18 protein-coding genes and 1 riboswitch are annotated in these 18,015 nt (G+C 71.6%); of the genes, 12 read left to right on the top strand and 6 right to left on the bottom strand.

Features of this window, described 5'->3' with window-relative positions:
• Nucleotides 1-335: 335 nt before the first annotated feature.
• Nucleotides 336-641: an ArsR/SmtB family transcription factor gene (locus PSH25_RS18930; RefSeq protein ID WP_238660352.1), complete on the bottom strand. Its 306-nt coding sequence runs from the start codon at nt 639-641 to the stop codon at nt 336-338.
• Between the two features lie 91 nt (nt 642-732).
• Between PSH25_RS18930 and PSH25_RS18925 the strand changes: the two genes are divergently transcribed.
• From PSH25_RS18925 to PSH25_RS18890, 8 genes are all read left to right on the top strand, one after another.
• Nucleotides 733-1,695, top strand: a complete 963-nt coding sequence (locus tag PSH25_RS18925) for a DMT family transporter (RefSeq protein ID WP_238660351.1) — start codon at nt 733-735, stop codon at nt 1,693-1,695.
• 115 nt (nt 1,696-1,810) lie between these two features.
• Nucleotides 1,811-2,110: a hypothetical protein gene (locus tag PSH25_RS18920; RefSeq protein ID WP_238660350.1), complete on the top strand. Its 300-nt coding sequence runs from the start codon at nt 1,811-1,813 to the stop codon at nt 2,108-2,110.
• 11 nt (nt 2,111-2,121) lie between these two features.
• Nucleotides 2,122-2,844, top strand: coding sequence for a hypothetical protein (locus tag PSH25_RS18915; protein WP_238660349.1), 723 nt, complete (start codon nt 2,122-2,124; stop codon nt 2,842-2,844).
• A complete protein-coding gene (locus tag PSH25_RS18910; protein ID WP_238660348.1) occupies nt 2,841-3,272 on the top strand; it encodes a YbaB/EbfC family nucleoid-associated protein in 432 nt (143 codons plus the stop codon). Before PSH25_RS18915 ends, PSH25_RS18910 begins: the two co-directional genes overlap by 4 nt.
• Nucleotides 3,269-3,640: a YbaB/EbfC family nucleoid-associated protein gene (locus tag PSH25_RS18905; protein WP_238660347.1), complete on the top strand. Its 372-nt coding sequence runs from the start codon at nt 3,269-3,271 to the stop codon at nt 3,638-3,640. Before PSH25_RS18910 ends, PSH25_RS18905 begins: the two co-directional genes overlap by 4 nt.
• Nucleotides 3,637-3,837, top strand: a complete 201-nt coding sequence (locus PSH25_RS18900; protein ID WP_238660346.1) for a hypothetical protein — start codon at nt 3,637-3,639, stop codon at nt 3,835-3,837. The genes PSH25_RS18905 and PSH25_RS18900 overlap by 4 nt, the downstream gene beginning before the upstream one ends.
• A 107-nt stretch (nt 3,838-3,944) precedes the next feature.
• A riboswitch (SAM riboswitch) is annotated at nt 3,945-4,080 on the top strand.
• 10 nt (nt 4,081-4,090) lie between these two features.
• Entirely contained in the window at nt 4,091-5,377 is a 1,287-nt protein-coding gene (thrC, locus tag PSH25_RS18895; RefSeq protein ID WP_238660345.1) for a threonine synthase, read from the top strand.
• A 252-nt stretch (nt 5,378-5,629) separates the two neighbouring features.
• Nucleotides 5,630-6,649, top strand: a complete 1,020-nt coding sequence (locus tag PSH25_RS18890) for a GNAT family N-acetyltransferase (protein WP_238660344.1) — start codon at nt 5,630-5,632, stop codon at nt 6,647-6,649.
• Between the two features lie 9 nt (nt 6,650-6,658).
• Here PSH25_RS18890 and PSH25_RS18885 read toward each other — a convergent pair whose 3' ends face one another.
• Nucleotides 6,659-8,851 carry a hypothetical protein gene (locus tag PSH25_RS18885; protein WP_238660343.1) on the bottom strand — a complete coding sequence of 731 codons (2,193 nt, stop codon included), beginning with the start codon at nt 8,849-8,851 and terminating at the stop codon, nt 6,659-6,661.
• Nucleotides 8,852-9,024: 173 nt separating this feature from the next.
• On the opposite strand from PSH25_RS18885, the gene paaN reads away from it, so the two are divergent.
• Nucleotides 9,025-10,698, top strand: coding sequence for a phenylacetic acid degradation protein PaaN (gene paaN, locus PSH25_RS18880; protein WP_238660342.1), 1,674 nt, complete (start codon nt 9,025-9,027; stop codon nt 10,696-10,698).
• A gap of 85 nt (nt 10,699-10,783) precedes the next feature.
• On the opposite strand, the gene PSH25_RS18875 is transcribed toward paaN, so the two are convergent.
• On the bottom strand, nt 10,784-11,314 hold the full coding sequence (locus PSH25_RS18875; protein WP_238660341.1) for a GNAT family N-acetyltransferase: 531 nt from the start codon (nt 11,312-11,314) through the stop codon (nt 10,784-10,786).
• Nucleotides 11,315-11,639: 325 nt separating this feature from the next.
• Here PSH25_RS18875 and PSH25_RS18870 point away from each other — a divergent pair, with 325 nt between their 5' ends.
• The 3 genes from PSH25_RS18870 to groL all read left to right on the top strand — a co-directional run bounded on the left by PSH25_RS18870 (nt 11,640) and on the right by groL (nt 15,005).
• Complete coding sequence (locus PSH25_RS18870) at nt 11,640-11,843, top strand: cold-shock protein (RefSeq protein WP_196920002.1); 204 nt, start codon at nt 11,640-11,642, stop codon at nt 11,841-11,843.
• Between the two features lie 94 nt (nt 11,844-11,937).
• Nucleotides 11,938-13,110 (top strand): hypothetical protein, encoded by a 1,173-nt coding sequence (locus PSH25_RS18865; RefSeq protein WP_238660340.1) that lies wholly within the window; start codon nt 11,938-11,940, stop codon nt 13,108-13,110.
• A gap of 272 nt (nt 13,111-13,382) precedes the next feature.
• Nucleotides 13,383-15,005, top strand: a complete 1,623-nt coding sequence (gene groL, locus PSH25_RS18860) for a chaperonin GroEL (protein WP_030490078.1) — start codon at nt 13,383-13,385, stop codon at nt 15,003-15,005.
• A gap of 56 nt (nt 15,006-15,061) precedes the next feature.
• Here the strand turns inward: groL and PSH25_RS18855 are convergent, their stop codons facing one another.
• The 3 genes from PSH25_RS18855 to PSH25_RS18845 all read right to left on the bottom strand — a co-directional run.
• On the bottom strand, nt 15,062-15,310 hold the full coding sequence (locus PSH25_RS18855) for a hypothetical protein (RefSeq protein ID WP_238660339.1): 249 nt from the start codon (nt 15,308-15,310) through the stop codon (nt 15,062-15,064).
• 78 nt (nt 15,311-15,388) lie between these two features.
• Nucleotides 15,389-16,324, bottom strand: coding sequence for a GNAT family N-acetyltransferase (locus PSH25_RS18850; RefSeq protein ID WP_238660338.1), 936 nt, complete (start codon nt 16,322-16,324; stop codon nt 15,389-15,391).
• A 69-nt stretch (nt 16,325-16,393) separates the two neighbouring features.
• The coding region (locus PSH25_RS18845; protein ID WP_238660337.1) for a S8 family serine peptidase at nt 16,394-18,015 on the bottom strand (1,622 nt) is incomplete at its 5' end.

The raw sequence follows: 18,015 nt of genomic DNA, 5'->3' as shown, positions 1-18,015 counted from the left end.
GGCCCCGCCGGCTCGCACTGCGCCGCCACGCGAGCTGGTGGAGAACATCTCCTGGCGGGCCTTTGGAGCTGAATCGTTTGCGACATCACTCGGGGAGGGTGCGGGGTCGCCGAAGCCTCGACGAGGCGGCTTCGGCGGCGCGCCCGGTCGCGGCGCCACCTCCTCGCTGATGTCGTAGACGATTCAGCTCCAAAGCGAGCGTCGGTGGCAGGTCGCACCCGCCGGGGGTGACGTGCTGCCGACCGACCGGGTGATGCGGCCACGCGGACCTCGGCCGGCGGGCGGGGTAGGGCGGAGTCAGGCCGGCGGGCGGGGTGGGGCGGGGTGGGGCGGAGTCAGGCCGGCGGGCGCTGGGTGAGGACCGCGTCCAGTAGGCCGGGGTAGAGCTTGTCCAGCTCGTCCCGGCGGAGCCGGACCAGTCGGCTGGTGCCGGCGGCCCGGGTCCGGGTCAGGCCCGCCTCGCGCAGCACCCTGAGGTGGTGGCTCCGGGTCGCCTTGGAGACGCCGAAGTCGAAGCTGCCGCAGGCGGCCTCGCCGCCCTCGGCGAGCGCCCGGACGATCTGTAACCGCACGTCGTCGGCGAGTGCGGCCAACACGTTGGTGACCGGTACGGCGGTCAGGTCGGGTTCGTGCGGCTCCATGTGACCAGTGTAACCCTTGTTCGACAATAATCGAACAACACCCTATGGTCGGTGTCGTTGGTTCGACGATACTCGAACATTGGAGTTGCCGATGCGATCCCGCGCCACCGCGTACCCACTGGTCGCCGTGCTCGGCTGGGGAGTGATGTTCCCGATCCTGGCCAGCGCGCTCGACCGGGTCGACCCGCTCAACCTGACCACCGCGCGCTACCTGCTCGCCGCCGTCGTCCTGGTCGCCATCCTGCTGCTCCGCGAGGGTGCCGGCGCGCTGCGGCACGGTGGCCGGGCGCTGGAGGTGGTGGTGCTCGGAGTGGTCGGCTTCGCGGGCTTCAACCTGCTCACCAACCTGGCGCTCGAACACGCCGCCCCGCAGCAGATCTCACTCTTCGTGGCCACCACTCCGGTGATCACCCAGCTCGTCCGCTGGGCTCGCGACGGCGTACGCCCGAAGCCGCTCCTGCTGGCCCTCTCCCTGGTGGCGCTCCTCGGAGTCGGCCTGGTGATCACGCGCGGGAGCCTGGCCGGGCTCGGCCAGTTCGGCCTCGGCGGGCTGATGATGATCGGGGCGGTGCTGGGCTGGGGCGTCTACACCCACGGCGCCAGCCGGTTCGGCGAGTGGTCGCCGTTGCGCTTCACCACCCTGACCGCGCTCGCCGGCACGGCCGCCATGCTCGCCCTGAGCATCGGCGCCGACGCCGTCGGCTGGCAGCACGCGCCGGCCGCCGCCGACCTCGTGGCGGTCGCCCCGCAGTTGGCGTACGCCGTGTTCGTGGGCGCCGTGATCGCGGTCCTGGCCTGGAACACCGGCGTGCAGCGACTCGGCGCCGCCAACGCCGCGCTGTTCATGAACCTGGTCCCGGTGACCACCTTCGCGGTGCAGATCGCCCGCGGCTACCGGCCGGAGCCCGTCGAACTGGTCGGAGCCGCCATCACGATCGCCGCCCTGATCGCCGCGAACCTCGCCGCACGACCCCGGACCACCTCGCTGCCCCGGCCGACCGCGGTCACGGATCCGGTCGCGGTGACCGACCCGGTGGCCGTGAGCGCGCGCTGATCCGGCGACCCGAACGACGGCGGCAGGGACAGCCCGGGTGGTGCATCCGTGGCAGGATGAACCGCCAGGACCAGCCGTTTCCATCGATCGCTGGGTGTCTGGTGAGGGGGCCGTCGTGACGTCGCTCGAAACCGAGGCCATGCGCAAGGCCGGCCAGGCGATCAGCGCGGACGCGAAGTCATTCGCCGACACGGTGCTGCCCAGGATCGCCTCGTTGACACTGCCCCGGGATGCCTTTCCGATGTTCGCCTGGAACCTGCCTGACGACTACGAGCGTGTCCGGCAGGGCGTGGACGACGTCGCCGCGGCGCTGCAGAAGACGATGGACTCGATCGGCACCGCACTGACCACCATCGCCACCCACTACGAGGAGCAGGAGCGGGTGCGGGGCGAGAACTTCACCTACCAGGATTGAACGGAGCCGCGATGTCCGACTCCTCGCTCTACTCCGACCGACTCGACGGCGACACCACCGAAAACCTGTGGGTGCTGGTCGGCATCCTCGGCACCGCGCTCGCCGCGGCCGTCTGGCCCACCGGCGGCGGCCCGGCGGTGGTGGCCAGCCTCACCGCACTCGTCGAGATCAACATCCGCACGCCGGACCCCTGGGACAAGGGTTCCGAGGCGTGGAACGACATGAGCGACGTGTTCGAGCAGTGCAAGGCGGGGCTGACCCGGGCGCGCGGTGACGTCGACACCTACTGGGCCGATCAGGGCGCCGAGGCGTTCAAGGCGTTCCTGGAGACGCGCATCGAGCCCGCGCTCGATGCGATCGCGCAGGCGGCGAGCAACGTACGGAACATGTGCGACGACATGTGGTGGGGTCTGACGACGAACCTGGTCAGCTACCTCAGTGTCACGGGTGCGGCGCTGGTGGCGGCCGGTGTGGCCTACGCTTCCGGCCCCTACACGCCGGCCGTGCAGTGGGCGATCGTCGGAGCGTGGGCGGCATTCGCCATCACGACGCTCACCGCGGTGCTGACCTTCGTTCAGCAGGTGTGGACGGCTGGGCGTGACGTCGGCGACGCCTTCAGCGTTCTGGAGAACATGTTCACAAGCGACAGTGACCGGATCGACACCACGAGCCTGCAACTGCCCGAGCAGGTCCGGGTTCGCATCGCCGAGCCGAAGGGGTGGGTGAAGGAGTGACCGACGTACCAGCGTTCGAGCACGCGGCGCGCGAGGCGGAACGCGCGGCCCTGACCGGCGGGTCGCTGCGAGCGATGACCGATCAACTCAACGGGGTCCTCGCCCGGATCGCCGAGGCACAGGAGGCCGTCTACGAGGGCACCGACGACTCGGGCACCGTGGTGGTCAGGGCCACCGGGGCCGGCCGGGTCGAAGACGTCTACCTCAGCCCGCAGGCGGTCCGTGACCTCGACGCGCAGGCCCTCGGGGCAGCGTGCGTGACCGCCGTGGGTGACGCGAGGATGCGCGCCGCCCAGGCCCTGACCGCGACGATCGCCGAGGTCTCCGGGCAGCCCGCTCCGGTCGACGTTCCCGCACCAGCGCCGCGGACGTACGACCCGGCGTCGGCCGCCGAGGCGCTGCGTACCGCCGCCCGGAGGGCCGGATGAACCCCGATGCCCTGTCGGCGATCCGTCGCGACATCGCTGCCGCCATGGAGTCGGCTGCGGATTTCGTCGAGCGGCCGACGGGTGAGCAATATCAGGCTGCGGCCGGCGACGGCGCGGTGATCGCGACCGTCGGGATCGGCGGTCAGCTGCTCGACGTACGGATCACGGCGCAGGCCCGGCGTTCCGTGGACAACCTCACCCTCGGCGAGCACGTACGCGATGCGATTCGAGCCGCCGAGGCCGAAGCCGAGCAGGCCCGCGACGCTCTGCTCGGGTCGCTGACCATCGGCGGCCGCTCGGTCGCCGAGATCCTGGCCGACCCGGGGGCCGCGATGCCCGGCACCGTTCGACCGCGGCGGCAGCGATGACTCCCGCCCAGCGCGCCGTGGTCGTCATGGTGTCCGTGGTGGTGGCGCTCATCGTCGTGTCGGGTGCGGTCTGGCTGCTCGCCGGCAGTGACCGGCCCACGGGCGGCGCCATCGCGACCGCCGGCTGGGTTCTCGTGGCCCTACTGGCCGGTTTCGGGGCCGTCGCGTTCTACCTCGGGCGTCGACGCCGGCGCTGACCAGCACCGCACGCCGCCCGCCGGGATGCCGGCGGTTCGCTCACACCGTGGGATCTGCGGTAGCAGCGGCCGACAGCGTTGTCCTAGACTCGACGGCACAACTGAATACCTCATCCAGAGGGGCTGAGGGATACGGCCCGACGACGCCCCGGCAACCACCCCGCGCGCTCACCGCTGAGCGACCCGCGGGGCAGGTGCCAATTCCGTCCCCGCCGCACCGTGCGATGCGGGGAAAGATGAGAGGACTCTCGACATGACGTCGACGCTCGTCACCTCCGGCATTGACACCTCCGCCAGCCCCGCCCGCGCCCTGGTCTGCCGTGCCTGCTCGGCCCGCTACCCGCTCGCCGCCCAGCACGCCTGTTACGAGTGTTTCGGCCCCCTGGAAGTCGACTACGACACCGCCGCACTGGCCACCGTCACCCGCGAGCAGATCGAGGCCGGCCCGAACAACATCTGGCGGTACGCCGCACTGCTCCCCGCCGGTCAGGACCCGGGCACCCGGGTCACCCTCGACCCGGGGCTGACCCCACTGGTGGCGGCCCCGCTCCTCGCCGCCGAGCTGGGCATCACCGCGCCGCTCTGGGTCAAGGACGACAGCGCCAACCCCACCCACTCGTTCAAGGACCGGGTCGTCTCGGTGGCGCTCACCGCCGCCAAGGCGCTCGGCTTCACCCGGTTCGCCTGCGCGTCGACCGGCAACCTGGCCAACTCGGTGGCCGCCCACGCCGCCCGCGCCGGGGTGCCCTCGGTGGTCTTCATCCCCAGCGACCTGGAGCAGGGCAAGGTCATCACCACCGCCGTCTACGGCGGCGAGCTGGTCGCCATCGACGGCTCGTACGACGATGTCAACCGGCTCTGCGGCGAGCTGGTGGAGACCGACGAGTTCGAGGACACCGCCTTCGTCAACGTGAACGTCCGGCCGTACTACGCGGAGGGCTCCAAGACCCTCGGCTACGAGGTGGCCGAGCAGCTCGGCTGGCGGATCCCGGCGCAGGTGGTCATCCCGATGGCCAGCGGCGAGCTCCTCACCAAGATTGACAAGGCGTTCTCCGAGCTGGTGGAGATCGGCCTGGTCGAGGCACCCGCCGAGGGCTGGAAGGTCTTCGGCGCGCAGTCCGCCGGCTGCAACCCGATCGCCGTCGCCCTGCACGCCGAGACCGACACGATCATCCCGGTCAAGCCCACCGGCATCGCCAAGTCGCTCAACATCGGCGACCCGGCGGCCGGCCTCTACGCCCTGGAGGCGGTCCGCCGCACCGGCGGCTGGATGGAGTACGTCGACGACGACGAGATCCGCGCCGGCATCCGCGACCTGGCCCGTACCACCGGGGTCTTCGCGGAAACCGCGGGTGGGGTGACGGTGGCCGTGCTGCGCAAGCTGGTCGAGTCCGGTCGGCTCGACCCGACGGCCGAGACCGTCGTGTTCAACACCGGCGAGGGCCTGAAGACGATCGACGCGGTGGCCGGCCAGGTCGGGCCGACCCACCACATCAAGCCCTCGCTGCGCGCCGCCCGCGACGCCGGCCTCCTCGGCTGACCCCGGGGCCGAGTGGATCAGTCGGTAACTGGGTTTTCGCTGTGAGTGTGGAAAACCCGCCGCTACGGACTTGACGGCCGGAACCGGACGGCGCAAGATGCTCCGTGCGGGAGGGCATTTCGCCGAAGACTTTTGAAGTTCTTACGACCCAACGCCGGAGGCGTTGTGCGAGTGCCCCTCCCGACCACGTTCGATCGGGCCAGCGAATAATTCGCTGGCCCGATCGCTTTTCCGGGGTGCACGCTCAGCGGCATGAGCATCACGATCGCGTCGTTCGACGGCGCTGACCGGACGTCGGTCGACGAGGCGTACCGGATCGGGTCGGCGGTCAACGACGCCGATCTGCCGGACTTCCCGCCCTCCTGCCGGCGCCGCTTCGACGCGCTATTCCACACGCCGATGCCCGGCACCCGGTCGCTCTGGGCACTGGCCCGACTGGACGGCGTGCCGGCCGGCTACCTCCAACTGGACCTGCCGCAGCTCGACAACACCGACAACGCCACCGCCGAGGTGCTGGTGCGTCCGGAGCTGCGGCGCCGAGGAGTCGGCCGGGCCCTGCACGAGTACGGGGTGCGCCTGCTCCGCGAGCACGGCCGCAAGCGGGTGGTGGCGATGGCCGTCTCCGCGCTGCCCGGCGGGCCGCCCCGGAGCGTGGCGGGCGACGCGTTCGCGGCCGCGATCGGAGCCCAGCCCGCCCTCGCCGAGGTGCGTCGCCGACTCGACGTCGGCGAGATCGACCGGGTCGCGCTGCGGGCGGCGCTCGCCGAGGCCCGCCCGCGAGCCGAGGGCTATCACTCGGTCTGCTGGCAGGGGGCGACCCCACAGGAGTACGTCGCCGACATCGCCTACCTCGACGGCCGGCTGCTGATGGACGCGCCCATGGGCGACGTGCAGTGGGAGCCCGAGCAGGTGGACGCCGAGCGGATCCGTGGCAACGAACGGGCGCTGGACGCCCGGGGCCGGCGGCGCTACCACCTCGGGATGCGGCACGAGGCGTCCGGTCGGCTGGTCGCCTGGACGCTGCTGGACGTGGGCGCCTCCGCCGACTGGCACGCGTTTCAGCAGATCACCATCGTCGACCCGGCTCACCGTGGGCACCGGCTCGGTCTCATCGCCAAGGCGGAGAACCTGCACCACCTGCTCACCCACGAGTCGGCGGTACAGGTGATCGACACCTGGAACGCGGCCAGCAACAGCTACATGGTGGCGATCAACGAACAGCTCGGCTTCCGCGCGGTGGACTCCTGGACCGACTGGCAGCTCACCCTCTGAGCCGGCCGTTCACTCGTCGGTCCGTTCCAAGCGTCCGACCAGCTCGCGGATCGCCGCGTGGAAGTCGTCGTCCGGTGTGAACCGGTGGCCCTGCACGGGAGGGGGCACGGTGTCGGTCGGTGGGATGAGCAGGCCCTTCGGATCCCGTACCCGACGGTCGACCCGGGCGGCCGGGTCGTCGGGTCCGTCGACGAACGGGACGAACACCGATCCGCCCACCGCGTCGGTGTACCGCCACAGGTTGATCCACCGCCAGGCCAACCGGCTGCCGACCTCGCGCAACATCTCGTCGCTGACGTATGCCGGGAAGATCCGCCGGTAGCGGTTTCCGAGCGGCGAGCCGTAGGTGAGCAGGGCCACTCGCCGGCGACAGTGGTCGGGGAGTTGAAGGACCGTCGCCGCCGCGAGGACGCTGCCGTGACTCTGCCCGGACAGCACCACCCCGTTTCCGTCGGCGGTGAGCTGGCCGATCCGGCGGGTCAGCTCCGGTACCGCCCGCTCGACGTAGCAGGGCGGGGCGAGCGGATGCGCGGCACGCGGCCAGAAGGTGGCCAGCTCCCAGAGCACCCCGACCAGCCGGATCGCGCCGGATCGATAGGCGACAAGTCCCAGCACGGCGAGGACCGTGGCGAACAGCCCGATCAGCAGGGCGCCCAGGTCGGTCATGAAGATCACCGGGCGGGCCAGCGACTCGCCGCCGAGTCGGAACGCGAGCGCACCCGGGCCGGGACCGATCACCGAGAGCCCCGCCGCCGCCAGGGTGAGCAGTGCCAACACCACGTACGCGGTGGCCAGCAGCGGCCCGAGCCGATCCGTCAGCCGGGCTCGCACGATCGCGTCGCGGACGGCCCGGACCCGTTCGGGGGTCGCCCGGGAGGCCTCTGGATAGTCCCGCCGGACCAGTTCCTCGGCCTCCCGGCGGCGGCGGTTCCGGCGAATCCGGGGTACGAGCAGGGCCGTCACCACCACCAGCAGCACGGCGAGGGAGAAGCCGAGGGTGGCCCAGCGGAAGGCGATCGGCGGCGACAGCGGTGGCGCACCAGGCGGCAGCGGCCGTGCCGGCGTCGGGCTGGAACCACGGTCCAGATATTCGGCGAGCCCGTAGGTCAGGCCCGAGTCGTAGGCGACGCCCAACCCGATCGCGACGGTTATCAGCACCGGCGCGCCCAGCCCGGCCAGCAGGAAGAGGGGCCGGGGAAGAGAGCGGCGCTGCACCACGACCACCAGGCCGAGCATCGCGAGCAGCACCACCTGCCCGGCGAACAGCCCGGCGGCCAGCATCCCGTACCCCGGCAACATCCCCTCGGCCTTCCACGGTGGCCGTGGCAGCAACGCGTACCCCAGGGTCAGTGCGGTGAGCGCGATGGCCGCCCAGCGGATCGTCCGCGAGCTGCGCTGGTCCTGCTCTCCGCGCCGCTCTATCGCCGGCCGGCAGAGCAGCACCAGCGCCCCGGCGAGCAGCGCCACGTCCGCGCCCAGTAGCAGCCAGCCGGGCAGGGTGGCGTCGTGTGGTGCCAACGCCAGCAGCAGGGTGATGTCGAGCGTGCCCAACGCCACGGCGACGTGGATCGAGCGCAGCCGACGCAGCAGCGAGCGGGTGTCCCAGAAGGCGGGCGCGTCGAGCCGGTCCGCACCCACGCCCGGCGCGTGGTCGCTGTCCTCGGGGAGCTGCCAGGTCCGGGCACCGAGCCGCCAGATCAGGACGATCGCGATGATCGGCGGTACGGCCAGCAGCGCGAGCCGCTGCCCGGGCGGCACGCCGCCCAGCCAGGAGAGCTCCCGCCGCCCCTCCAGACACCTCGGGTAGGCCGCGCACTGCCAGGCGATCAAATCGAGGGACACCCCGACGGTGGAGAGCACGTACATCGCGGTCATCGTCGCGCCCAGCAGCCGGCACAGCGCCCGGGCGGCACGGCCGCCGCGACCGGTGACCGGCAGCATCCAGACCGCGATGTTGCTGAGCATGAACGGCAGGAGCAGGACCAGGGAGAACGTCCGGGTCGCCGTGCCGCCGGTCAGCCGGCTCCAGCGGTACGCCTCAAGCGTCACCCCGTCGCGGTCGGCGGGGGCACCGTAGCCGGGCCGCGGCCGGTAGAAGGAGGCGTTGTCGTCTCCGGCGACCCGGGCGACGATCGGTCGGTCGAGGATCGCCTCGGGCCCCTTGTCGGCGACCCCGTGCACCCGGATCTCGGTGATCCTCACCCGCCGCCCTCCCCTGGCCGGCTTCTCCTGGCCGAAGGCCCGCGGTTACCCGCTGCCGCCACGAGCAACCCCGCGGCCGTTGGCGCTTCTGCTCCGGAACTCGGCTGCGGCATGAGCCGCTGTCGGGCATTCGCGCTACTGCTCGCGGACCGGACTCAGGCATGATGGCGGGCATGACGGAGACCCCGCATCCCCTGTACGACAGGCACGCCGACACCCTCAACCGTGCGCTGACCGCGATCACGGAGCGGGGCTACTGGTCCGCCTACCCCGAATCCCCCAGCCCCCGGGTGTACGGCGAGACCGCCGCCGCCGACGGCAAGGCCGCCTTCGAGGCGTACCTCGGTGGTGACTTTCCGCTCGACCAGCCCGGCGCGGGCGCCCGGGTCGCCACCGAGACGAGCCCGTTCGGGGTGGAGTTGGCGGTGCGTTACCCGCACGCCGGCCCCGGTGAACTGGTCAACGCCGCCTCCGCCGCACTGCCGGCCTGGCGCGACGCCGGCCCGCAGGCCCGGGTAGGCGTCTGCCTGGAGATCCTCGACCGGCTGCACAAGCACATCTTCGAGCTGGCCAACGCGGTGCAGTTCACCAGCGGGCAGGCGTTCGTGATGGCCTTCCAGGCCGGCGGCGCGCACGCGCTGGACCGGGCACTGGAAGCGCTGGCGTACGCGTACGCCGAGATGACCCGGCACCCGGGCACGGCGGGCTGGGAGAAGGCCGCCGGCAAGGGTGACCCGCTGCGGATGACCAAGACGTTCCACGTGGTGCCGCGTGGGGTGGCGCTCGTGATCGGCTGCAACACCTTCCCGACCTGGAACTCGTACCCCGGGCTGTTCGCCTCGCTGGTCACCGGCAACCCGGTGATCGTCAAGCCGCACCCGCGCGCGGTGCTGCCGCTGGCCATCACCGTGAAGTACGCCCGGGAGGTGCTCGCCGAGGCCGGGTTCGACCCGAACCTGATCATGCTGGCGGCCGAGGCGCCCGGTGAGAAGCTCGCCAGCGACCTGGCCCTGCACCGCTCCGTCAAGATCGTCGACTTCACCGGCTCCACCGAGTACGGCGACTGGCTGGAGACGCACGCCCGGCAGGCATCGGTCTACACCGAGAAGGCCGGCCTCAACACCGTCGTCATCGACTCCACCGACGACTTCACCGGCATGTGCCGCAACCTCGGTTTCACGCTGACCCTCTACAGCGGGCAGATGTGCACCACCTCGCAGAACATCCTCATCCCGGCCGGGGGCATCGAGACCGACCAGGGGCACAAGAGCTTCGACGAGGTGGCCGGCGGGATCGCCGCCGCGGTCGGCAAGCTCACCGCCGACCCGGCCCGAGGCGTGGAACTGACCGGCGCCATCGTCAACGACGGGGTGCTGGAGCGACTGGCCGAAGTGACCAAGGTCGGCGAGCCGGTGCTGGAGTCGCGGACCCTGACCCACCCGTCGTACGCCGACGCCGTGGTGCGTACCCCGACGATCGTGAAGCTGACCGCCGACGACGCGGAGACGTACGGCCGGGAATGGTTCGGGCCGATCTCGTTCGCCATCGCCACCGACTCCACGGCGCACAGCCTGGAGCTGCTGCGCGGGACGGTCGGCGAGAAGGGCGCGCTGACCGCCGGGGTCTACTCGACGGACGAGACCGTGCTCGACGCCGCCGAGGCGGTGGCGATCGAGGTCGGGGTGCACCTGTCCTGCAACCTCACCGGCGGGGTCTTCGTCAACCAGTCGGCGGCGTTCTCCGACTTCCACGGCAGTGGGGCCAACGCGGCGGCCAACTCGGCGCTGACCGACGGGGCGTACGTGGCCAACCGGTTCCGGATCGTGCAGTCTCGGCGGCACGTCTGATCGGTAGCTGCTCTCGGTGATCAAGAGGTTTGCGTCAACGCCGGCGCCGTTTCTGACGCAAACTTCTTGATCACCGGACCGGGGTTCAGGCTGGGCGGCGCATTTGTAGTTCGGTGAGGGCCGGGATGGTGGGGTGGGGGACCCGTACGCCGGTGTCCTTGAAGCCCAGGCGCTGGTAGGCGCGGTAGGCGCGGTCGTTGCCGACCACCACTTCCAGCAGCAGCTCCGGTCGGCCACAGGCTCGCGACCAGGCGGCCACCCCGTCGATCAGCTCACCGAGCAGTCCGCTGCCGCGCCAGGTCGGCGCGACGTACACGGCGTAGATCACGGTCAGCCCGGGTTCGTTCGGGGCGGTCGTGCCACCGGCGTGCCCGACCAGCCGGCCGCCCGGGTCGGCGATGAACTGGGCGTTGCTGGGACCGGCCGAGGTGTACGCCACCCGGGCGGCGAACTCGTGGTGCGGTCGGGCCGCCGCGTCCGCCAGGGTCTCCAGGAAGGCCAACGGTGCGTCGGCCAGCATCTCCAGGCGCAGCGCCCGCATCCGGGCGGCGTCCCCCGGCCGGACCCGGCGGATCTCCGCGAGCCCCGGGGCCGGCGAGCCCATGTCGGTGGTCATGCCCGCATGCCTACCACAACGGATGGTCGCCGTTTCGTGAGCTGTGCCCGGTTGCCGTCACCGCGAGGACGCCCGGCGGCCCTTTGCTCCACTCGCAATGACGAACGCGAATCCCGGTGGATCGGGAACGCGGCCGATCGGTGCGGTTCGGACGCCCCGAAGTGTGTCCGATTTGTGGCCGTGCGCGGCCGTCACTGCTCGTGTAACGTGCGATTTCGGTCACCTGAATCAATGGCGGTCATCGATCGCTGAGTCGGTGGTCGGGGCGCCCGGCCGCGCCGTGCGCCGGGTCAGGCAAGACCGCGCAAAGTGAGGGAAGTGCACCGTGGCACAGGGCACCGTGAAGTGGTTCAACGCCGAAAAGGGCTACGGCTTCATCGCCGTCGACGGCGGTCAGGACGTGTTCGTCCACTTCTCCGCGATCGAGATGGACGGTTACAAGGCGCTGGACGACGGTCAGCGGGTCGAGTTCGAGGTCGCCCAGGGCCAGAAGGGTCCGCAGGCAGAGCACGTACGCGTCATCGGCTGAGCTTCCTGGCCGATCGGCCCGTGAGTCGGGGCTGCGGCAGGGGCGCGTAGCCGGGAAGATCGTGAACCGTTCCAGCCGATGCCGAGGAGCGTTCATGACCGACCAGCCACCCCCGCCCACTCCGTCCCCCGGGTCGGGGGAGCCGGACCCGTCCGACCCGTCCTCGCCCGCCGGTAGCCCCGGCCACGCCGGTCCGCCGCCTGGTTGGGGGCCGGGCGTGTCCCCGGCTGGTCCGCCCGCCGGTCAGGCCGGTCCGCCGCCCGGCTGGGATCCCGCGCAGGGCGCCTGGGGTGCGGCCCCGCCGCCGCAGGGCTGGGCGTTTCCGCCCACCGGGGGTTACCCGCCCGGGTCGGGTCCCTACGGCGGGCAGTCGTGGTACCCGGGGCCGCCGGTCGGCTGGTACCCGCCCGGTTACGGGTTCGACCCGAACGATGCCCTGGTCACGCCGCCCGGCGCCGGCATCGGCGGCTGGTTCGGCCGGTGCGCGGGAGCGCTGCGTCGGGGCTGGCGGCAGTTGGTGCCGATCATGCTGCTCACCCAGGTGCTGCCGGCGGCGGTGCTGTCGGTGATCGCCCTCGGGGTGGACCCGTCGGCGAAGTGGGCCGCCCAGGCCGAGTCGAGCCCGAACCCCGTGCTGCCGGACAACTTCGCCGCCCAGCTGGGGAGCCTCCTTCTCGTGCTGGTCGGCGGCAGTCTGTTGGTGGGCGTGGTGCAGGCCGTCGGGTGGGCCTCGGGCAGCTGGGTGATCACCCGGCAGGCCGCCGGCCAGCCCGCCAGCCTGGACTCGGCGCTGCGCTATGGCCTTCGTCGGGCGCTCGGGCTGTGGGCCTGGACCCTGTTGATCAGTCTGCTCATCGGCGTCGGTGTCTGTTTCTGCCTACTGCCGGGCATCTACGTGGCGTTCGCGCTGAGCATGGCCGGCCCGGTCTATCTCTTCGAACGCCACAACCCGATCGGTCGCTCGTTCCGGATGTTCCACGACCGGCTCGGCCTGCTGCTCGGTCGGGTGGCCCTGGTCGCCCTGGCGGTGATCGTCGTCAGTGTGGTCTCCAGCTCCCTGGAGGGGGTGGGCACCTCGGCGTTCGGTACGGACCCGTTCGCGTCGCCGGGTACCGCGGCCGGAGTGGTGGTCGTGATCGGGATCACCGCCGTGCTGGCCCTGCCGGCCCACCTCGCCCAGATGGTCGGTCTGCTGGTGACGTACGCCGAGCAGCGCGCTCATGAGGCGCCGGTGAACAGCGCTGGACTGGCCGCGGAACTCGGCTGAGCGGCGGCATCGTGCTTGCACTCGGCAGGGGAGAGTGCTAAACAAGTCATTGGCACTCGCATACCGTGAGTGCCAATGGTCGGGACGGTGGGGCCAGGTTGCACCGGCGTGGAGACGCCGGGGCGACACATGGCCGGTCGTCGCGGGCTATCCGGCCCGGCCGAAGGACGTCGTCGTCGCCAGGTGGCGACGTCCCAAGGTGCGTACACCAGGCGGCCCATCCGGGGCACACATCTCGGGTGGCCCGTGAGTGTCCAGGAGGACAACGCCGTATGGCCAAGATGATCGCGTTCGACGAAGAGGCGCGCCGCGGCCTCGAGCGGGGCATGAACCAGCTCGCCGACGCCGTAAAGGTGACCCTCGGCCCCAAGGGCCGCAACGTCGTGCTCGAGAAGAAGTGGGGTGCCCCCACCATCACCAACGATGGTGTGAGCATCGCCAAGGAGATCGAGCTCGAGGACCCGTACGAGAAGATCGGCGCTGAGCTGGTCAAGGAGGTCGCCAAGAAGACCGACGACGTTGCCGGTGACGGCACGACGACGGCGACCGTCCTGGCCCAGGCCCTGGTTCGCGAGGGCCTGCGCAACGTGGCCGCTGGCGCCAACCCGATGGCCCTGAAGCGGGGCATCGAGGCTGCGGTCGCGAGCGTCTCGGAGGAGCTGTCCAAGCTCGCCAAGGACGTCGAGACCAAGGAGCAGATCGCCTCCACCGCCTCCATCTCCGCTGGCGACAGCACCGTCGGCGAGATCATCGCCGAGGCGATGGACAAGGTCGGCAAGGAAGGCGTCATCACCGTCGAGGAGAGCAACACCTTCGGGCTGGAGCTGGAGCTCACCGAGGGTATGCGCTTCGACAAGGGCTACATCTCGGCCTACTTCATGACCGACCCGGAGCGTATGGAGGCCGTCTTCGACGACCCGTACATCCTGATCGCCAACAGCAAGATCTCGTCGGTGAAGGACCTGCTCCCGATCCTGGAGAAGGTCATGCAGTCGGGCAAGCCGCTGCTGATCATCGCCGAGGACCTGGAGGGCGAGGCCCTCGCCACCCTGGTGGTCAACAAGGTCCGTGGCACCTTCAAGTCGGTCGCCGTCAAGGCGCCGGGCTTCGGTGACCGCCGCAAGGCCATGCTGACCGACATCGCCATCCTCGCCGGTGGTCAGGTCATCAGCGAGGAGGTCGGCCTCAAGCTCGACGCCGCCAGCCTCGACATGCTGGGCCGCGCCCGCAAGGTCGTGGTGACCAAGGACGAGACCACCATCGTCGACGGTGCCGGTGACGCCGAGCAGATCCAGGGCCGGGTCAACCAGATCCGGGCCGAGATCGACAAGAGCGACTCCGACTACGACCGGGAGAAGCTGCAGGAGCGGCTGGCCAAGCTGGCCGGCGGCGTTGCGGTGATCAAGGTCGGCGCGGCCACCGAGGTCGAGCTCAAGGAGCGCAAGCACCGCATCGAGGACGCCGTTCGCAACGCGAAGGCCGCCGTCGAGGAGGGCATCGTCCCGGGTGGTGGCGTCGCGCTGGTGCAGGCCGGCAAGACCGCCTTCGACAAGCTCGACCTGGTCGGCGACGAGGCGACCGGTGCGAACATCGTCAAGGTCGCGCTGGACGCCCCGCTGCGGCAGATCGCCGTCAACGCCGGCCTCGAGGGCGGCGTCGTGGTGGAGAAGGTCCGTAACCTCGAAGCGGGTCACGGTCTGAACGCCGCCAACGGCGAGTACGTCGACCTGCTGGCCGCGGGCATCATCGACCCGGCCAAGGTGACGCGCTCGGCGCTGCAGAACGCCGCTTCCATCGCGGCGCTCTTCCTCACCACCGAGGCCGTTGTCGCGGACAAGCCGGAGAAGACCCCGGCTGCCCCGGCTGGCCCGGGTGGCGGGGACATGGACTTCTGAGTCCAGTTCCGACACCGAACGGGGCGGGCCGCTGACGCGGTCCGCCCCGTTCGTCGTCAGGTCGGTAGTGGGCGCTGGTTGCGCCGCTTCTGTGCCCGGTTGTACGGCGGAAGCAGTTGGATCGGCGCGTCCACCATCTCCTGCGGCTCCTCGGCCACCGACGGCTCACCGTCGGTGGTCATCTCGGCCAGTTGCTCCGCGTCGCCGTAGTCGAGCCGGTCGAACGGCAGTTGGCCGGGGAGTTCACCCACCGGTTTCCAGGTGATCGGCGGGCCGTCCTCGGTCTGGTTGTCATCCGTGGTCATGGCTGCCTCCTCTACCGAAACGGTAGGGGGCGTCGATGGCGGATGCGGACGAATGGATCTATGTCCTTTTTGCCCCGGTTACGCCGTCGGTAGGGTTCGCCGGTACAGGAAGAACACCCGCTCGATCCGCGCACCCGCGCTGCCCGAGTAGAACGGCACCGGTCCCACCCAGCCAATCTGTGCCCGGTCCAGCCCCGCCGCCCGCTGGTCGCGCAGGCAGCGCCGCAACAGCACCCCACCGATGCCCGACCCCTCCGCGGCCGGTGCGGTGCCCATCGGCCCGAACCAACTGGGCCGGGACGACCCGTACGCGGCGAAGCCCAGCACCTCGCCGTCCCGCTCCGCCAGGTGGCAACCGGCGTCGGCGCGCCCCACCGACCCGGCCAACTCGCCATCCCACGCGCCCCCGAAGGTGGACCGGGCGAACGCCGTCAGTGCCGGCAGGTCCACCGGCTCCGCCCGGCGTACGGTGACGCCCTGGTCGGCCAGCCGCCGCTCGGCCGCCTCGGTGGACCGCAGCGCCGGCGACCCCTCGTACGACAGGTCCGCGGTCATGTTCCAGGCGGTCCGGTCCTGCTGGTAGCCGAGCGCGAGGGCGGCGCAGACCGCCGGCGTGTAGCGGACGTCGATGCCCGGCCACGCGTAGTACGGCGGGTTTCCGGCCAGTAGCACCTCGGTCGCCCCACGCTCGGCGAGCACCCGCTCGGCCCGCTGGAGCAGCGCCCGGCCGACCCCCCGACGCCGCTGATCCGGGAGGACCGCGACCAGGTCCACGTGCCCGATTCCCGGCTCGGTCGACGACACCGAGCAGATGAGCACCCCGATCAGGTCCGCACCCCGGTACGCGCCCAGCCCGACCACGGGCCGGTCGGTGGTCGCCCGGGGCCAGAGCACGTCCACGACGAAAGCCGCCTCGGCGGCGTCCTCGGGCAGGTCGAGGGCCTGCTGGCAGAGCTGTACGACGCTGGGAACCAGGTCGGCGGTCAGCTCGGTGACGGTGATCTCGGCGTCCATGGTCGCCGACCCTAGATCACCGGCTGGAGGGCCGCACCCCCGGCTCAACGCTTCAGGAAGGAAACCTTCCTACTGCTGGGCGGCGCGAACGGCGGCGTAGGCGTCGACCTGGCCGGCGCCGGTGACGTTCGACGGAGCACCGCAGGCGTCGGAGGGGTTGTCGGAGCGGTAGGTGGGGGTCGCCGCCGTGGCGGTGTCCCGGAGGATCTGCCGGGTGCGGGTCACGTCCCCGACCAGCGCCGGGTTCGCCGACCACATCAGCGCGACCACCCCGGCCACCTGCGGGGTCGCCATCGACGTGCCGTCCAGCGCGGCGTACGTGCCGCCCGGCATGGCCGACACCACGCCCACCCCCGGTGCCAGTACGTCCGGCTTACCCGAGCCGCCCGGCACCGGCCCCCGCGAGGAGAACTCGGCGACCCGCCGCTGGGCGTCCACCGCGCCCACGGTCAGCACGTCCGCGTACGGGGCTGGCGGATCGTCGATCGACGCACACCACGGGCCGGTGTTGCCGGCCGCGGCGACCACGAAGATCCCGGCGGCGTCCAGGGCGGCGGTGGCCGGCCGCAGGACGCGCTTGTCGCAACCCTCGATGGACGGGCAGCCCCACGAGTTGGTCAACACCTGCGGGGCGCGCTCCGGCCGGCCGTCGGTGAACGGGTCGCCGCCGGCCGGGAAGGGCGCCAACATGAACTGGAGACAGTCCAGGTAGTGCCCGGGGCTGCCGAGGTTGCGGTCCAGGTTGACGCAGCCCACCCACTGCGCGTCCGGTGCCACGCCGATGCCGTCCCGCCCGACCGCGCTGCCCACCGTGTGGGTGCCGTGCCCGCCCTGGTCGGTCGGGCTCCGGGTGTCGTCCCACGGGTCGTACCAGGAGTCGTCCCCACCACGGAACCCGGCTCGTAGCGCCGGATGGGTGCCGTCGACCCCCGAGTCCGAGCTGCCGACCACCACGCCCGTGCCGGTGACCCGGAGTTGGGACCACACCCGGTCGGCGCCGATCTGGCGGATGTTCCACTCCGGGCCGGTGGGCTGTGGCGCGTTGCCCCGGTTCTGCCCGGCCGGGGCCGGCAGCGGGCGCAGACGCTGGCTGACCAGCACCCGGGCCACCTCCGGCCGGCGGGCGAGCCAGGCCCGCACCGCCGGGCCGCCGTCCACCTCGACCGCGTTGACCAGGTAGTACGACACCGGGTCGAGGCGCAGCCGGTTCAACCCCCGCAGCAGGTCGCGCTGGCTCTGCTCGGCGGTCGTCACCAGCCGCCGGTAGACCTCCGCCGCACGGGTGTCCCGCCCGGCCCGACCCGGCGCGCCGGCCGGGAGGTTACTCAGGTCGGCCTGCGCGCGCAGCACCACGAACAGCCGCTCGCCGTACAGGCCCGGCTGACCGGGGCCGAGGTCGACCACGCCGAACGCCACCAGCAGCACCACGGCCGCCACCGCGGCGACCCGCCTGTTCGGGGTACGTGCCGTCGGCCTGGCGAGCAGCACCGCGTACCCGATGGCAACCAGGACCGCGACGGCGAGCCCGACGCCGGCGGCGGCCGCCACCCAGAACGGAACGTCCCGGGTGCCGACCAGCAGCAGGGTGATCTCTTCCGGGTCGGTGAAGGCCAGTGGGCCGAGCGCGGCCAGGCCCACGAGCCAGCCGGTCGCCGTTCGGCCGGCACGCGCGGCCTCGGCCGGGCCGGCGG

Source organism: Micromonospora foliorum, from assembly GCF_022229015.1.
In the GTDB taxonomy this organism is placed as follows: Bacteria; Actinomycetota; Actinomycetes; order Mycobacteriales; family Micromonosporaceae; genus Micromonospora; species Micromonospora foliorum.
The sequence above is the reverse complement of the archived record's forward strand: the minus strand, read 5'-3'. Positions and strand labels throughout refer to the sequence as shown.

What these genes read in the sequence shown, in the direction of transcription:
- PSH25_RS18930 (WP_238660352.1), bottom strand. Translation starts at nt 641, where the DNA reads ATGGAGCCGCACGAACCCGACCTGACCGCCGTACCGGTCACCAACGTG.
- PSH25_RS18925 (WP_238660351.1), top strand. Translation starts at nt 733, where the DNA reads ATGCGATCCCGCGCCACCGCGTACCCACTGGTCGCCGTGCTCGGCTGG.
- PSH25_RS18915 (WP_238660349.1), top strand. Translation starts at nt 2,122, where the DNA reads ATGTCCGACTCCTCGCTCTACTCCGACCGACTCGACGGCGACACCACC.
- PSH25_RS18905 (WP_238660347.1), top strand. Translation starts at nt 3,269, where the DNA reads ATGAACCCCGATGCCCTGTCGGCGATCCGTCGCGACATCGCTGCCGCC.
- PSH25_RS18900 (WP_238660346.1), top strand. Translation starts at nt 3,637, where the DNA reads ATGACTCCCGCCCAGCGCGCCGTGGTCGTCATGGTGTCCGTGGTGGTG.
- thrC (WP_238660345.1), top strand. Translation starts at nt 4,091, where the DNA reads ATGACGTCGACGCTCGTCACCTCCGGCATTGACACCTCCGCCAGCCCC.
- PSH25_RS18890 (WP_238660344.1), top strand. Translation starts at nt 5,630, where the DNA reads ATGAGCATCACGATCGCGTCGTTCGACGGCGCTGACCGGACGTCGGTC.
- paaN (WP_238660342.1), top strand. Translation starts at nt 9,025, where the DNA reads ATGACGGAGACCCCGCATCCCCTGTACGACAGGCACGCCGACACCCTC.
- PSH25_RS18875 (WP_238660341.1), bottom strand. Translation starts at nt 11,314, where the DNA reads ATGACCACCGACATGGGCTCGCCGGCCCCGGGGCTCGCGGAGATCCGC.
- PSH25_RS18865 (WP_238660340.1), top strand. Translation starts at nt 11,938, where the DNA reads ATGACCGACCAGCCACCCCCGCCCACTCCGTCCCCCGGGTCGGGGGAG.
- groL (WP_030490078.1), top strand. Translation starts at nt 13,383, where the DNA reads ATGGCCAAGATGATCGCGTTCGACGAAGAGGCGCGCCGCGGCCTCGAG.
- PSH25_RS18855 (WP_238660339.1), bottom strand. Translation starts at nt 15,310, where the DNA reads ATGACCACGGATGACAACCAGACCGAGGACGGCCCGCCGATCACCTGG.
- PSH25_RS18850 (WP_238660338.1), bottom strand. Translation starts at nt 16,324, where the DNA reads ATGGACGCCGAGATCACCGTCACCGAGCTGACCGCCGACCTGGTTCCC.